Origin of the sequence: Antarctobacter heliothermus (genome assembly GCF_900188425.1) — a bacterium.
Lineage (GTDB): Bacteria > Pseudomonadota > Alphaproteobacteria > Rhodobacterales > Rhodobacteraceae > Antarctobacter > Antarctobacter heliothermus.
This window is the reverse complement of record NZ_FZON01000004.1, coordinates 20,509-34,062: the sequence shown is the minus strand read 5'-3', so window position 1 is coordinate 34,062 and position 13,554 is coordinate 20,509. Positions and strand designations below refer to the sequence as shown.

The window sequence follows — 13,554 nt, the reverse complement described above, 5'->3', positions numbered from 1 at the left end:
TGCGTTTGACCAGCGCGGTTTACGCGGCTAATACTCGACCTCACGCACCGGTTGCGGGGAGGAAAGCGCTTGGCTGAACGCAGCATCGAGGATCTCGGGGATGACAGGTCGCTTCTCCTGGTCGATGACGACGAACCGTTCCTGAGGCGACTTGCCAAGGCCATGGAAAAGCGTGGCTTTGAGGTCGAAATGGCCGGGTCCGTCGCTGCCGGAACCGCCATTGCCACGGCCCGTCCGCCCGCCTACGCGGTGTGTGATCTGCGGCTGGAGGATGGCAACGGGCTCGACGTGGTCGAGGTGCTGCGCGACAAGCGGCCGGATTGCCGGGTGGTTGTCCTGACGGGCTACGGCGCGATTGCAACGGCGGTCGCCGCGGTCAAGATCGGGGCGACGGACTATCTGTCCAAACCCGCCGATGCGAACGACATCACCAACGCGCTGCTGGCCAAGGGCGATGACTTGCCGCCGCCGCCGGAAAACCCGATGAGCGCGGATCGCGTGCGGTGGGAGCATATCCAGCGCGTCTATGAGCTGTGTGATCGCAACGTGTCGGAAACGGCGCGGCGGTTGAACATGCACCGGCGGACGTTGCAGCGAATACTGGCGAAACGCTCGCCGCGCTAGGTGGCGGTCGGCTGCGCCAGGGTTTCCCTGAGCCAGTCGACAAACAGCCGGACCGCTGGGCGTATCGGGCCTCTGGGCAGGATCACCTGATAGGTGTTTCTGCGCGCGCATTCCAGATCCAGTTGGACCAGTGAGCCATCGGCCAATTCGCGCCGGACGACAACTTCGGTGGCGACGATTGCGCCGATGCCGCGCTTGGCGGCCTGGATCTCCAGCGACCGTTCGCCGATGTCGCGCCGGGTGATACGGCTGACGTCCAGTCCGGCGGCGGTCAGACAGGCCTCATCAAACGGATCGTGCGGGCCCAGTATCCACGGTATGCCTTGCGGTGTCCCTGTGGCTGCCAATTCAGGGGCGGCGACAAAGATGGTGTCACATTCCAGCAGCGGTTCGCACTGAAACGCGGGCCAGTCGGTGGGGGCGCCGACCCGGATTCCCAGATCGAATCCGTCAAAGTCCACTGGCGACAGGCAGGCCCCGGGCACAAAGGATACCTGGATATCGGGGTGTGCGCGCCAGAAGTCGGACAGCTTTGGCAGGATGACGGCATCGACGATAAACGTGGTTGTCGTCGCGCGGATGCCCCTACTGGCCTCGCGCTGGCGGACGTCCTCTATCCCGTTGGCTACCATAGCAAAGGCCTCACGCAGGGGGGCTGTCAGTTGTTGCCCTGCGTCGGTCAGGACAATCCCGCGCCCCTCGCGGCGGACCAGTTTGACGTTCATGTCCGTCTCCAGCGCCCGCACCTGTTGGGCCACGGCCGCCGGTGTGACGTTCAACGCCCGTGCGGCGGCGGAAAACCCGGACAGCCGCGCGGTCGCCTCAAACGCGCGCAGCGCAGACAGGGGAGGAAGATGGCGCCAGTCGAGGTCCATGATCATTAAGCTCACCTAATAGGTCAGAGTATTTTCCTGACTCGGATTTTCCTGCATGACAAGGTAATTTTGCTGTGTGAGATACATTCAGCCGGGAGAAAATGATGCTCTTGTTAACAGAAGATGTGGCCCGAGGCGCGCGTCGGTTTCATGCATCGGGTCGTCCGATCAGCCGGGATGTCGCAAATGAAATCGCCGCCCGTGCGATGTTGCGCGACCGAAGGGCGATCCAACGCGCCGCCGCGCGAGCCAAGGCACTGTTGCTCTTGCGGCAGGTCGGGTCAGCCATTCGCGGCGGTCGTCCTGCGGTGCCATGGATCGCGCGCGCAGGTCTGGCACCCCGTCAGAGATCGTAGCGTTTCAGCACCTTGTCCACGAGTTGCCCATTCCCGAGCGGCACGCCGGTCTTGCGGCCATACTCCTCGAATCCCCGGCTTTGGTAGTAGGCTAGTCCGCCGGTATTGTCGGCGCGGATATTGGCGTTGATCCAGCGATAGCCCAGTGCCCGCGCCGCCTGTTCAGTGGCGCGAAACAGCGAGGATCCGATGCCCAGACCACTTCGCCCCTGACGGGCAAAGGTGGCGATTTCGGCGGCCTCGTCGGGCAGATAGTCCGCCGGTTCGATCCATTGGAATCCCATAACCGTACCGGCCTCATCCTCGGCCAGATGCCACGCGGCGCGGTCGCGTGCGCGGGCCATCCAGTCCCGTAGATCCTCTGGCGCAACCGGACGAATGATTGCGGTTGTTCCGCCCTCGGCGATGATCTCATTCAACAGGGCCGCCATCGGGCGGCAATCCAGCGGACCGGCGGTACGGACGGAAATCCGCATCAGGGCATCTCCTGCAACAGCCGCGCGTGGCGGGTAGTGAAATCGGCGCGCACCTCGATCGGGGGGCGTAGGTGGATACACAGGTCGGCAATCATGTCCAGATCCGGCGCGCCAAAGAACTTGTCCGCCTCGCTGCGGGTGAATCCGGCGATCTGCGTCGCCTCCATCCAGGCGCTGATGCGGTCAGCCTTCTTGATCTGCTTTTTCAACCGGGGCGGCGTGGCGGCGGGCAGGCCAAAGCGGATGTGGACGGCGGCGGCCAGCCTCTTGTCCAGCTCTTCGTAACCCGGCCCGACCGCTGCCTTGACCGGCGAGATCATGTCGCCGATCACATATTCCGGCGCATCGTGCAGCAGCGCGGTCAGACGTTCACCTGCGCGCGCCTGCGGGCAGAGACGGCCAAAGATCACCTCGACCAGCAGCGAATGTTCCGCCACGGAATAGGCATAGTCGCCACGGGTCTGGCCATTCCAGCGCGCGACAAAGGCAAGTCCGTGGGCGATGTCCTCAATCTCGATGTCGACGGGCGTCGGGTCCAGCAGGTCCAGCCTGCGGCCCGATAGCATTCGTTGCCAGGCGCGGGGGGTACGGGCCATCGTCTGCGTCAGCCCTGTGCGACGAAGAAAATGTTGCGCTCCATTCCGCCGCACAAGGCATAGCCCTGGGCGGGAAAATGTTCGGCCAGGAATTCGGCATACATGCCGCGCTGCCAAGGGCGGTCGGCCTCCAGCACGATCATCGGGGCGTTCTGTTCGATCATTCGGCGCGCACCAAGAAGAGCCGGTTTCTCATGGCCTTCGACATCCAGATGCAGGATCGACACGATGCGGTCCGCCGGACACAGCTGGTCGAGAGTCACAACCTCGACCGGCACAGTTTCGCCCTCATCCGCCGTTCCGACGATCTTGGCGCGCGCCGCCGTGGCGCTGCCGCCCTCGCGCGCGAGTTGCAGGTGCAGCGTGCCGGACGTCTCGCCAACCGCGACCGGGGCAAGCGCGACGTTGTTCAAGCCGTTCAGTTCAATGGTGAGCTGGGCGGCGGCAAAGCTGAGCGGGTTCGGCTCAAAGCTGATCACCCTCGATCCGGGGGCCACGGCCTGCGCCAGCGCCGGAAAGAAATCGCCGATAAAGGCCCCGCCGGTTACAATGTCGCCGCCTTGCGCGCGCCGCGCCAGCAAGGCCAGTGTATTGGGTTCGTAAACCCCGCCCTGCGCCAGGATCTTGGGAATTTCGCGTTTCGCGTAGGCGTCGGGGACACAGTAAAACCCGTATTCGTTCACGCAAATCCGGTGGTCAAAATCCATCAGCCGTCACCCCTGCCAGAAACCGCGTTCTCAATATGACATCCCCTCTTGTTGTCAATCATAGCCCGCTTTGGTACGGGGTCGCATCCCGCATATGCGGCATCAGGAGCATAACCACATGACGACCGACTATATCGTGAAGGACATTTCGCTGGCCGACTTCGGGCGTAAAGAGCTCGACATCGCCGAGACTGAAATGCCGGGCCTGATGGCCCTGCGTGCCGAATATGGCGCGGAACAACCGCTCAAGGGCGCCCGCATTGTCGGTTCGCTGCACATGACGATTCAGACGGCGGTGCTGATCGAGACGCTGACCGCTCTTGGTGCCGATGTGCGCTGGGCGTCGTGCAATATCTTCTCGACCCAGGATCACGCGGCCTCTGCCATCGCGGCAAGTGGCGTTCCGGTGTTTGCCATCAAGGGTCAGACGCTCGAAGAGCATTGGGATTACCTCGACAAATCCTTCATGTTCGAGGACGGCCCGAACATGATCCTTGACGATGGCGGCGACGCGACGCTGTACGTCCTGCTGGGCGCACGCGCCGAGGCGGGTGAGAACGTGATCGCCGTGCCGACCTCTGAAGAAGAGGAAGTCATCAAGAAGCAGATCGCCAAGCGCATGGCGGCAAGCCCAGGCTGGTTCACCAAGATCCGTGACCAGATCCTGGGCGTGTCCGAGGAAACGACCACCGGCGTGAACCGTCTGTACCAACTGGTGCGCGACGGCCTGCTGCCGTTCCCGGCAATCAACGTCAACGACAGCGTCACCAAGTCGAAGTTCGACAACAAGTACGGCTGCAAGGAATCGCTGGTCGACGGCATCCGCCGCGCCACCGACACCATGATGGCCGGTAAGGTTGCCGTGGTTTGTGGCTATGGCGATGTGGGCAAAGGATCGGCGGCGTCGCTGTCCGGTGCCGGTGCCCGCGTGATCGTCACCGAAATCGACCCGATCTGCGCATTGCAGGCGGCGATGGACGGCTATCAGGTCGCGCCGCTGGAAGACGTGGTTGCCACCGCCGACATCTTTGTCACCACCACGGGCAACAAGGACGTGATCCGCATCGAGCATATGCGCGCGATGAAGGACATGGCCATCGTCGGCAACATCGGCCACTTTGACAACGAGATCCAGGTTGCCGCGCTGAAGAACCACAAGTGGACCAGCATCAAGGAACAGGTGGACATGATCACGATGCCCGATGGCACCCGGATCATCCTGCTGTCCGAAGGCCGTCTGCTGAACCTTGGCAACGCCACCGGCCACCCGTCGTTTGTGATGTCGGCGTCCTTTACCAACCAGGTGTTGGCGCAGATCGAGTTGTACAAGAACGGCGACAACTACAAGAACGAGGTCTACATCCTGCCCAAGCATCTGGATGAAAAGGTCGCGCGCCTGCATCTGGACCGCATCGGCGTCAAGCTGAGCACCCTGACCGAAGAGCAGGCCAGCTATATCGGGGTCAAGCCTGAGGGCCCGTTCAAGCCCGAGCACTACCGTTACTGACGAGCTGCGTTGCTTGGTATTATCGGGACAACCGTCGACCGACAGGTCGGCGGTTGTCCTGTTTCAGGTCTGATAAAGCGCAACAGCCAAAAAAATATTGTAGAGTCCGCAATACGGGTTTGAGCATCGGCCCGGTTTCGCGTCTTTATGGGTGTGTCTGCGACTGTGTCCGGACGTGTTTCGTTGTTCTACCGTGTCACCGTGAAAGAGGTCCGCATGTTTTCCAGACGCCTGTTTGTCACGTCCCTTGCCGCGCTTGCCGCGCCGGCGATCGTTCGCCCTGCCTCTGCCGCGCCGGGGGACTGGACTGCGTGGGATGCGCAGGTGACGCCGCCCGGCTTTGATCTGCAGACGACAAATCCCTGGGGCTTGCATCCACGCTATCTGCCGCGACAGGTCACGGCCAATCCGGGTCTGAAACCGGGTGACATCCACGTCGATGCGGTTGCCCGGTATCTGTACCACATTCAGGACGGTGGCACCGCGATGCGTTACGGCGTCGCCATCGGACGGGATGGCCTGTACGCGCCGGGCGTCTACACGATCAAACGCAAAACCAAATGGCCGCAATGGACCCCCACCCCCGCAATGATCGCGCGGGAACCGGGAAAATACGCGGAATGGGCAGGCGGCATGCCTCCGGGGCCGGGCAATGCGCTGGGGTCGCGGGCGCTGTACCTCTACAAGGGCAACCGGGACACCTATTTGCGCATTCACGGCACGCCTGCGCCGCGTTCGATCGGGACGCGAGCCAGCTCTGGCTGTGTGCGCATGGTCATGCCGCACATCAACTATCTATATGATCAGGTAGACACCGGCGTGACCGCGTATCTGTATCCGACGGACGGCAGCCCGCTCGCCTGAGGATCAAATCCTCAGGATTGGGGACGGGTGCAGATCGGGTTGCCCGCAGGGGTACGCAACGGCAGTTCCGTCGTCTCGACGGGGCCGCGATGGGTGTACCAGTAACAGCCGTCGTCTGGCCGCAGCCGCACGTTGTCCAGGTCCTGAAAGGATGCGGCAATGGCGGCGACGGATTCTGGGGCGGCGGATGTGGGCCGACCTGTGCCATCGGCACCGGGCACCGGCTCACAGGCGGCAAGCGCCAAAAGGACAAGCGGCGTTGCAATCAAAAAAGGGCGTCTGGTCATGTCATGGCACTCGGGTAGTTCCGTTGGCCGGACAGTCGCACCCCGCGTCGCGGGCTTCAAGCTGCTTTGATCCGCGATGCGCAGTCTTTGACCGGAAAACGGGACCGCGTGGCGCTTTACCCCGCCAGCTTTGAAACAAAGCCCTCGCGCACCACCTGCGAGTCATAGGCCTTGCGGGCAAAGACCTGACGCACCATCGGCTCAAAATGCGCTAGGGGGAGGCAGTCATAATCGGGGTCGAAACTGGACTGGTCCCAGCGCTCGCAAAAGGCGGCACAACTGTCGAAACAGGGGTGATCCTTGAACTTGTCGCGTGCGTCGCGGTCCCAGCCGTAGTGGTGGCCGTAGTAAAAGCTCTGGAAAATGCCGTGATGTTCCACGACCCAGGCCACGTCCCAGCGCACAAAGGGGCGGATCACCTCGGCGGAAAAGCGGTCATGGTTCTGCGGGGCCAGCCCGTCGCCCACGTCATGCAGAAGCGCGCCGACAATCCAGTCGATGTCCGCGCCATCGCGTTCGGCCCGCGTGGCCGCCTGTAGACCGTGGGTCAGCCGAGTGATCCGGTAGCCCTCTAGCGTCACCTCATCCTGACGGCGCAATTCGTCCAGAACCCGGTCGGCGGTCAGGGCCAGATAGGGTTTTTCCAGTTGTTCGAGAAGGTCGTAGTCTTCTTTCGTGCCGTCCTTCATCTGGGTAAAACTGACGGTGCGGGTTTCGGTCATCTGTGTCCCCATCTGTCTCTGCGCGGGTCAAGGTGTGCGGACTCATACACCAAGCACGGTCCGCCGATAGCGACATCACTTGCGCCGCCGCCATTTGCGGCAACCATCCGACAATTCAACCGTCTCCGCGACCCCAAAGTTGCAGGTTCGGGTCCGGCCATCGACAATCCTTGGCGGTTGGTTCGGGTGCCGCAGCGCGATACGGGGAATGATCGCTGCCCATTTCCCTTGCCAATGGCCTGTTTGTGCGGTCACGATGCACCCGCATGGCCAGGTTGGCCGGGACAACAGCAAAAACGGCGCGCGACATGGGCAGCGTCTGACACGAGGGAGTGAACATGGGAAAACGCGACGAACTGATCGCCAAATATGCCGAAGATCTGAAGACCAAGTGCGGGATGGACCCGGACATGGCGCTTTTGACCAAGGTCACAATCGGCTGCGGTCCGGCCATCTACAACGCGGACGCGTCCACTGTCGCCTCTTCGCAGGAGCAGGAATTGGCCACCGTAAAGGACAACTTTCTGGTCAAGAAGCTGGGCCTGACAGATGGTCCAGAGCTGATGGAGGCCATCAACAAGGCGGTGGAAACCTACGGCAAGTCCGAGCGCAACAAATACCGCGCTGTGATCTACTACATGCTGACCAAGCATTTCGGCAAGGAATCGGTCTACGCTTGATCGCCGACAAGGTGTGACCAAGGCCCCCGCCCGGCGGGGGTCTTTTTCGTTCCGGGTCCGCGCTGCCACAGTCGATCAGAGGCAATTGATTGAAATTGCCGGAACAATGGATTTGCGTTGCGGCGGTCCGGGTCGTAGGTTGTACTGGACTGGCCAGAAGGCCGGAACCGTAGATTTCGTTACACGTGTGGTGCGTAGGGAGCACGTGGGTGAGCGGAGGGTTCTGGCTTGGCTGGAACCCTCCATTTTTTGTTCTGACCGCTGTGCTTTTCAGAACAGCGTCAGCACCAGCCCCATCAATCCGCAGGCTACGACTGCATAGCCACCGTCAATCAGTGTCAGCATTGGCGGTCGCATGGCATTTGCATTGTTGATCGCGATCCAAGGTGTGATGAAAAACAACCCGATCCCCAGCCCCGAAAGCAGCCCGCCACCGATGGACTCGATCCCGCTGGAGGCAAAGACATGGCGCATCATGCCGGAGACGACCAGTTGCATGGCAAAGGTAAAGGCAAGGATCATCGGATTCTGGCCGCCCTCCGGCTGGCCCTTGGCGTCGCGCGGCACCCCTGCGGCGCGCATCCACGGATCTGCAAGTCTCATGTACCAGAATGCGCCAGCGGCAAAGGCGACCACGGCGGCGACAAGTGTGTTTACGATTTCCAACATGGCAAGGCGGCTCCGGATCCCGGTTGCGACAAGTCTGCGGCGCGGCCCTCCGACAGGGATGACTGGTCCGGCGCGCAGAGTGAACCCAACAACAGTGCGCGAAATCCCTGTTTGCATCAACTGGCCTGCCGTGACACCTGGTCCGGTTGCCCGAGGTCAGAGGTCACTGGGGCAACCCGGCCAGACCGCAGATCACGCGCCATTCTTCTGCGGAAACCGGCTGAACCGACAGGCGTGAGTTCTTGATCAGCACCATGTCGGCCAGTCGCGGGTCGGCCTTGATCTCATCCAGCGTAATCGGCGTTTGCGCGGTCTCCAGCGCCTTGATGTCCACGCATTCCCACCGCTCATCATCGGTGCTGCTGTCGGGATGGGCCTCGGCGATCACCTCGACGGTGCCGACAATCGCTTTTTCCTTTTGCGAGTGGTAGAAAAAGCCCCGGTCGCCCACCGCCATCTCGCGCATGAAATTGCGCGCTTGATAGTTGCGCACCCCGTCCCATTCCTCACCCGCGTCGCCTTTGGCGCGCTGGTCGTCCCAGGACCAGGTCGACGGCTCGGATTTGAACAGCCAGTAGCGCATCAGATCACCTTTTTCCACGCGGTCAGCGTGACGTTTTCGAACAGCCCGGCCTTGGCGTAGGGATCATTGGCCGCCCATTCCTCGGCCGCCGCCATGTCGGCCACGTCGAGGACAATCAACGATCCGATCATGCCGCCGTCATCGTCCAGCAAAGGCCCCGCCTGTGAGACATTGGTGGCCTTGAGGTAGTCCAGATGCGCGTCGCGGGTGTCCTTGCGGATTTGCAGGGCGTCGGGTTTGTCGTGGGCAATGAGGGCAATCAGCATGTCATTCATCCTTCAGAGGTCTGGAAAGCAGGGTGTCCATCGCCTGGCGCACGGTCAAGCGGCCTTGTGTCAGGTCCGAGACGGCAGAGCAGACAGGCAGGGGGATGGCGTGGTCCAGCGCCAGTCGTGCGGCGGCCTGCGCGGTGGCGGCCCCTTCGACAGTCACCAGCGGGTCGAACGGTTCGCCACGGCCCAAAGACAGGCCATAGCGATAGTTGCGCGACAGGTCAGAGGTGCAGGTCAACGTCAGGTCGCCAAGGCCGGACAGGCCGGACAAGGTGTCCGCCCGCGCGCCCAGCGCCGCAGCCAGCCGTACCATCTCGGCAAAGCCGCGCGTCATCAGCGCGGCGCGGGCGCTGTCGCCCAATCCGGCACCGATGCAGGCTCCGCAGGCGATGGCGATCACGTTTTTCAACGCTCCGCCCAGTTCTGCGCCGATCATGTCGTCGCTGCGATACAGCCGCAGCACCGGGGTCGACAGTTGCGCCTGTACCGCGCGCCCCGTGGTCTCATCCCCACAGGCCAGCGTCAGCGCCGTCGGTAACCCCCGCGCGATGTCGGCGGCAAAGCTGGGGCCGGTCAGGACGGCGGGCGTCGCGCCCGGTTGGTGTCGCGTTATCAAGGCCGATGGGCCGACGCCCTCTATCAGGTCGATGCCCTTGCAGCAGGCGACCAGCGCGCGCCCCTGCGTCGATGTCGTGATCTGGTCCAGCAGGCGTGAGAGTTGTTGCATCGGGACTGACAGCAGAAGTGTGCCGCAGCCCGCCGCTTGTCCCAAATCGCTGGTGATTGTCACACTGTCGGGCAGGGTGACGCCGGGCAGACGCGGGCTTTGCCGGGTGTCCTGCATCTCACGCATATCGCGCGCCCACAACGTCACCGGCCCCTTGCGCCCCAGCGCCACTGCCAGAGCGGTGCCAAAGGCCCCCGCGCCAAGGACTGCGATGCTCATGCTTTGGCGCCCTTCTTGCCCGAGCCGACCAGCGGGGTGGCCAGCCTGTCCAGCGGCCAGCGCGGGCGTGCGGAGAGGGTCATGTCATGGGTCACACCTGATGCCAGCAACGCGCCCCCGGCATAGGCGATCATCGCGGCATTGTCGGTACACAGGCGCAGCGGGGGTGCCGTGAACCGCAGGCCTGTCTCGGCGCAGACTGTTTCCAGCGCGTCGCGCAACGTCTGGTTTGCGGCCACGCCGCCAGCGACGGCCAGCGCGGGGTTTGCTGGGGTCTCTTCCAGATAGACGGCAATTGCCCGCCGCGCCTTGAGCGCCAACACATCGCGGACAGCGGCCTGAAACCCTGCGCACAGATCGGCCACGTCCTGACGGCGCAACCCGCCCTGTTCCGCGATCAGCTGGTCGCGCTGGCGCAGCAGCGCGGTTTTCAGCCCCGAAAAAGACAGGTCACAGCCGGGTCGGTCCAGCAGCGGCCGGGGAAAGCGGAACCGCGTTTCATCGCCCTCGCGCGCCGTGGCCTCAACCGAAGGGCCGCCCGGCTGCGGCAGGCCCAGCAGGCGCGCGGTCTTGTCAAAGGCCTCACCCGGCGCGTCGTCGATGGTGCCGCCAAGGCGGGTGAAATCATCCGCCCCGCGCACGATCAGGAACTGGCAATGCCCGCCAGAGACCAGCAACACCAGGTAGGGATAGACCAGATCATCAGTCAGGCGCGGCGTCAGTGCATGGCCGGCAAGGTGGTTCACGCCCACCAGCGGCACCCCCAGCCCGGTGGCCAGCCCTTTGGCCAGCATCACGCCCGACAGCACCCCCCCGATCAGCCCCGGCCCGGACGTCACCGCAATGGCATCGACGTCGCGCAATGTCACTCCGGCCTCAGCCAGAGCCTCTTCGACGCAAAGGTCCAGCCGTTCGGCGTGGGCGCGGGCAGCAATCTCTGGCACTACGCCGCCAAAACCTGCGTGCAAATCGGCCTGCCCCTTCACGACAGAGGCCAGCACCACACGCCCGCGCAGCAGGGCGGCGGCGCTGTCGTCGCAGCTGCTTTCAAGACCCAGGATCAGGGGAGCGGACATAGGCAGTTCCCGTTGCGTTGTATGGCGCCTGCAGGTAGCACCACCAGGCGCGCGCCACAATCCCGGAGGCCCGATGCCCGGACCGCTGCTGAGACCGCTGCCCATTCTCTTCCTGACCCGGCCAGAGGCTGCTTCGGCCCGGTTTGCGGAACAGTGCGGGGACTCCGGGCTGCGGTTTGACACCGTGATCTCTCCGCTTTTCCGGATTGAGGCGACAGGGCCGTTGCCGGATGCGTCGGCGGCAGGGGGGCTGATTTTTACCTCCGCCAACGGGGTCGCGGTTTGGCTGGCGCAGGGCGGACGGCGCGATCTGCCGGTCTACACTGTGGGGGACGCCACAGCGCGGGCGGCCGAGGCGGCAGGGATGCGCGCCCACAGTGCAGGCGGCGCTGCGGATGACCTTATTGACTGGTTGATCGCCCATACTCCCGACTTGCCGTTGATGCACCTGCATGGGCGGCACACACGCGGCGACGTTGCGGAACGCCTGACCAAGGCCGGGCTGACCTGCGGATCCGCCGTGATCTACGACCAACCGGCGCAGCCCTTGTCCGCCGAGGCGCGCGCCGCGCTATTGGGAACCACCCCCGTGATTGTGCCGGTCTTTTCCCCGCGAACAGGCGAATTGCTGGCGCAAGAACGCGCACAAGCGCCTCTTCTTGTCGCGGCCATGAGCGAAGCTGTGGTCAACGCGCTCGGGCCGCTGCATAAACGGGACCTGAAAGTGGCTGCGCGGCCCGAGTCGGAGGCAATGAGGGAGGTTGTCTCGGACCTCCTGAAGCGGGCGCTGGCAGGAGATTATTGAGCCGGTCGACCTATGTGGACCGGTGGTATGCGAGGGGAACTGATCAAGTGGCGAAGTCGACCAAGGATAAGCCCGCCGACAAGGGTGCGGCAAAAGACAGCCCGCCTGAGGCGGATGCGCTGACACCTGACGCGCCGGAAACAGAAGACACGCTGCCGGGTGCCGACAACAACGACAGCCTGACGGCAGAGTCGACGGATGTTGTGGAAGATACCTTTCGGTCACAGGCAGAGGACGACACTGTCGCGGATCCGATTCTGGAAACCGGCGATCCGGCTGACACCGATCCCGTGAGTGTCGGGGACGACGTGCTGGATGCGGACCCCTATGAGGATACGCTGGTGGCCGACGCCGCCGCGCCCGGGATGGATGCAGACCCGGCGATGGCCGCTGCCGCTGCGCCGCAGGTGATCCGCGAAACGGTGGTCGAACGCAAAGGCGGCTTCATGCCGGTGCTGCTGGGCGGTGTCGTTGCCGCCGGGCTTGGCTTTGTCGCGGGCAGCTACCCCGACTTGCCCTTTATGGGTGGTACGGAAGAGGGCGAAGACCCCTTTGTTACGGAAACCCGGGCCGCGCTGTTGTCGCAGGGCGAACAGATTGAAACGCTGACCAAACTGACGGCCACCACGGATGAGGCGCTTGGCAAGATCGACCTTGCTCCGCTTGGCACCTCTGTCACCGCTCTGGAGGGCGGGTTGGGTGACCTTCGGACCGCCCTTGCGGCGCTGGACACCAAGCTGACCGGCCTCAGCGACAAGGCCACGGCCCTGGACATCCGGCTGACCTCGATCGAGAAACAGCCGCTGGTCGATGCAGTGTCGCCGGACACCGTTGCCGCCTATGAACGCGAGCTTGAGACGCTCAAGGCCGATGTTGCCGCCCAAAAGGCCGCCATCGCGGCTGCGCAGGCAGACCAACTGGCCTCGATGGAGGCCGCGCGCAAGGAAATCGAGGCGATGGCAGACCGCGCCCGCGCGTCCGAGCAAAGCGCCGAGAGTCGCGCCACCCTTGCCGCCAGCCGCGCCGCCTTGGCCGATCTGACCACCCGCGCCCGCGACGGTCAGCCCTACGTCGAACCGCTGGCCGTGTTGACGGCAAACGGTGTGGATGTGCCGACGCCTCTGGTTGAGGGCGCCCAAGACGGGTTGCCCACGGCCTCTGCCCTGATTTCCAGCTTTCCCGACGCGGCGCGTGACGCGCTGGCGGTGGCCCGCGCCAGCGGTGCCAGTGAAGAGGATGCAGGCGGCGTTGCCGGTTTCTTCCGCAACCAGCTTGGCGCGCGCTCTGTCACGCCGCGCGAAGGCAATGATCCGGACGCGATCCTGTCACGCGCCGAAGCGGCGCTGCGCAATGGCGATCTGAATACTGTTTTGACAGAGATCGAAATGCTGCCGGAGGCGGCACAGAATGAAATGTCGGACTGGGTGGCGATGGCCCGGTTGCGGCGCGGTGCCCTCGCCGCCGCTGCCGATCTCACCCAGACACTGAACCAGGAATAAGGGTCGGAAC

Annotated in this window: 17 protein-coding genes; 6 read left to right on the top strand and 11 right to left on the bottom strand. The window is 63.7% G+C overall.

Translation table 11 applies throughout. The features are described from left to right. Positions 1 to 69 precede the first annotated feature (69 nt). Positions 70 to 624 carry an ActR/PrrA/RegA family redox response regulator transcription factor gene (locus tag CHB90_RS03150; RefSeq protein WP_089276400.1) on the top strand — a complete coding sequence of 185 codons (555 nt, stop codon included), beginning with the start codon at positions 70 to 72 and terminating at the stop codon, positions 622 to 624. Here the strand turns inward: CHB90_RS03150 and CHB90_RS03145 are convergent. The 4 genes from CHB90_RS03145 to CHB90_RS03130 form a co-directional block, all read right to left on the bottom strand. Next, on the bottom strand, positions 621 to 1,505 hold the full coding sequence (locus CHB90_RS03145; protein ID WP_089276399.1) for a LysR substrate-binding domain-containing protein: 885 nt from the start codon (positions 1,503 to 1,505) through the stop codon (positions 621 to 623). The two genes, CHB90_RS03150 and CHB90_RS03145, sit on opposite strands and share 4 nt — an antisense overlap. Before the next feature lie 337 nt (positions 1,506 to 1,842). Continuing rightward, positions 1,843 to 2,331: a GNAT family N-acetyltransferase gene (locus CHB90_RS03140; RefSeq protein ID WP_089276398.1), complete on the bottom strand. Its 489-nt coding sequence runs from the start codon at positions 2,329 to 2,331 to the stop codon at positions 1,843 to 1,845. Further along, complete coding sequence (locus CHB90_RS03135) at positions 2,331 to 2,927, bottom strand: HD domain-containing protein (RefSeq protein WP_089276397.1); 597 nt, start codon at positions 2,925 to 2,927, stop codon at positions 2,331 to 2,333. Before CHB90_RS03135 ends, CHB90_RS03140 begins: the two co-directional genes overlap by 1 nt. Before the next feature lie 8 nt (positions 2,928 to 2,935). Beyond that, positions 2,936 to 3,634, bottom strand: coding sequence for an FkbM family methyltransferase (locus tag CHB90_RS03130; protein ID WP_089276396.1), 699 nt, complete (start codon positions 3,632 to 3,634; stop codon positions 2,936 to 2,938). Positions 3,635 to 3,752: 118 nt separating this feature from the next. Between CHB90_RS03130 and ahcY the strand changes: the two genes are divergently transcribed. Beyond that, positions 3,753 to 5,141 carry an adenosylhomocysteinase gene (gene ahcY, locus CHB90_RS03125; protein ID WP_245823146.1) on the top strand — a complete coding sequence of 463 codons (1,389 nt, stop codon included), beginning with the start codon at positions 3,753 to 3,755 and terminating at the stop codon, positions 5,139 to 5,141. Positions 5,142 to 5,357: 216 nt separating this feature from the next. Continuing rightward, positions 5,358 to 6,005, top strand: a complete 648-nt coding sequence (locus CHB90_RS03120; RefSeq protein ID WP_089276394.1) for a L,D-transpeptidase — start codon at positions 5,358 to 5,360, stop codon at positions 6,003 to 6,005. Positions 6,006 to 6,016: 11 nt separating this feature from the next. On the opposite strand, the gene CHB90_RS03115 is transcribed toward CHB90_RS03120, so the two are convergent. Both CHB90_RS03115 and CHB90_RS03110 read right to left on the bottom strand, forming a co-directional pair. Further along, complete coding sequence (locus tag CHB90_RS03115) at positions 6,017 to 6,292, bottom strand: hypothetical protein (RefSeq protein WP_089276393.1); 276 nt, start codon at positions 6,290 to 6,292, stop codon at positions 6,017 to 6,019. A gap of 116 nt (positions 6,293 to 6,408) precedes the next feature. Continuing rightward, positions 6,409 to 7,014: an HD domain-containing protein gene (locus tag CHB90_RS03110; protein ID WP_245823144.1), complete on the bottom strand. Its 606-nt coding sequence runs from the start codon at positions 7,012 to 7,014 to the stop codon at positions 6,409 to 6,411. A 338-nt stretch (positions 7,015 to 7,352) separates the two neighbouring features. Here CHB90_RS03110 and CHB90_RS03105 point away from each other — a divergent pair, with 338 nt between their 5' ends. Beyond that, a complete protein-coding gene (locus tag CHB90_RS03105) occupies positions 7,353 to 7,694 on the top strand; it encodes a DUF2853 family protein (protein WP_089276392.1) in 342 nt (113 codons plus the stop codon). Positions 7,695 to 7,964: 270 nt separating this feature from the next. Here CHB90_RS03105 and CHB90_RS03100 read toward each other — a convergent pair whose 3' ends face one another. The 5 genes from CHB90_RS03100 to tsaD form a co-directional block, all read right to left on the bottom strand. After that, positions 7,965 to 8,360: a DUF1761 domain-containing protein gene (locus tag CHB90_RS03100; protein ID WP_089276528.1), complete on the bottom strand. Its 396-nt coding sequence runs from the start codon at positions 8,358 to 8,360 to the stop codon at positions 7,965 to 7,967. Positions 8,361 to 8,526: 166 nt separating this feature from the next. Then, positions 8,527 to 8,946 carry an EVE domain-containing protein gene (locus CHB90_RS03095; protein ID WP_089276391.1) on the bottom strand — a complete coding sequence of 140 codons (420 nt, stop codon included), beginning with the start codon at positions 8,944 to 8,946 and terminating at the stop codon, positions 8,527 to 8,529. After that, positions 8,946 to 9,212, bottom strand: a complete 267-nt coding sequence (locus CHB90_RS03090) for a YciI family protein (protein ID WP_089276390.1) — start codon at positions 9,210 to 9,212, stop codon at positions 8,946 to 8,948. Before CHB90_RS03090 ends, CHB90_RS03095 begins: the two co-directional genes overlap by 1 nt. Position 9,213: 1 nt before the next feature. Continuing rightward, complete coding sequence (locus CHB90_RS03085; protein WP_089276389.1) at positions 9,214 to 10,164, bottom strand: NAD(P)H-dependent glycerol-3-phosphate dehydrogenase; 951 nt, start codon at positions 10,162 to 10,164, stop codon at positions 9,214 to 9,216. Beyond that, positions 10,161 to 11,240, bottom strand: coding sequence for a tRNA (adenosine(37)-N6)-threonylcarbamoyltransferase complex transferase subunit TsaD (tsaD, locus tag CHB90_RS03080; protein WP_089276388.1), 1,080 nt, complete (start codon positions 11,238 to 11,240; stop codon positions 10,161 to 10,163). Before tsaD ends, CHB90_RS03085 begins: the two co-directional genes overlap by 4 nt. 73 nt (positions 11,241 to 11,313) lie before the next feature. Here tsaD and CHB90_RS03075 point away from each other — a divergent pair, with 73 nt between their 5' ends. Then, positions 11,314 to 12,045 (top strand): uroporphyrinogen-III synthase, encoded by a 732-nt coding sequence (locus CHB90_RS03075; protein WP_089276387.1) that lies wholly within the window; start codon positions 11,314 to 11,316, stop codon positions 12,043 to 12,045. A 47-nt stretch (positions 12,046 to 12,092) separates the two neighbouring features. Next, the gene (locus CHB90_RS03070; protein WP_089276386.1) at positions 12,093 to 13,544 is read left to right on the top strand and encodes a COG4223 family protein; all 1,452 of its coding nucleotides are present in this window, start codon (positions 12,093 to 12,095) and stop codon (positions 13,542 to 13,544) included. The last annotated feature ends 10 nt before the right edge of the window (positions 13,545 to 13,554 follow it).

What these genes read in the sequence shown, in the direction of transcription:
- CHB90_RS03145 (WP_089276399.1), bottom strand. Translation starts at nt 1,505, where the DNA reads ATGATCATGGACCTCGACTGGCGCCATCTTCCTCCCCTGTCTGCGCTG.
- CHB90_RS03140 (WP_089276398.1), bottom strand. Translation starts at nt 2,331, where the DNA reads ATGCGGATTTCCGTCCGTACCGCCGGTCCGCTGGATTGCCGCCCGATG.
- CHB90_RS03135 (WP_089276397.1), bottom strand. Translation starts at nt 2,927, where the DNA reads ATGGCCCGTACCCCCCGCGCCTGGCAACGAATGCTATCGGGCCGCAGG.
- CHB90_RS03130 (WP_089276396.1), bottom strand. Translation starts at nt 3,634, where the DNA reads ATGGATTTTGACCACCGGATTTGCGTGAACGAATACGGGTTTTACTGT.
- ahcY (WP_245823146.1), top strand. Translation starts at nt 3,753, where the DNA reads ATGACGACCGACTATATCGTGAAGGACATTTCGCTGGCCGACTTCGGG.
- CHB90_RS03120 (WP_089276394.1), top strand. Translation starts at nt 5,358, where the DNA reads ATGTTTTCCAGACGCCTGTTTGTCACGTCCCTTGCCGCGCTTGCCGCG.
- CHB90_RS03115 (WP_089276393.1), bottom strand. Translation starts at nt 6,292, where the DNA reads ATGACCAGACGCCCTTTTTTGATTGCAACGCCGCTTGTCCTTTTGGCG.
- CHB90_RS03110 (WP_245823144.1), bottom strand. Translation starts at nt 7,014, where the DNA reads ATGACCGAAACCCGCACCGTCAGTTTTACCCAGATGAAGGACGGCACG.
- CHB90_RS03105 (WP_089276392.1), top strand. Translation starts at nt 7,353, where the DNA reads ATGGGAAAACGCGACGAACTGATCGCCAAATATGCCGAAGATCTGAAG.
- CHB90_RS03095 (WP_089276391.1), bottom strand. Translation starts at nt 8,946, where the DNA reads ATGCGCTACTGGCTGTTCAAATCCGAGCCGTCGACCTGGTCCTGGGAC.
- CHB90_RS03090 (WP_089276390.1), bottom strand. Translation starts at nt 9,212, where the DNA reads ATGCTGATTGCCCTCATTGCCCACGACAAACCCGACGCCCTGCAAATC.
- CHB90_RS03085 (WP_089276389.1), bottom strand. Translation starts at nt 10,164, where the DNA reads ATGAGCATCGCAGTCCTTGGCGCGGGGGCCTTTGGCACCGCTCTGGCA.
- tsaD (WP_089276388.1), bottom strand. Translation starts at nt 11,240, where the DNA reads ATGTCCGCTCCCCTGATCCTGGGTCTTGAAAGCAGCTGCGACGACAGC.
- CHB90_RS03075 (WP_089276387.1), top strand. Translation starts at nt 11,314, where the DNA reads ATGCCCGGACCGCTGCTGAGACCGCTGCCCATTCTCTTCCTGACCCGG.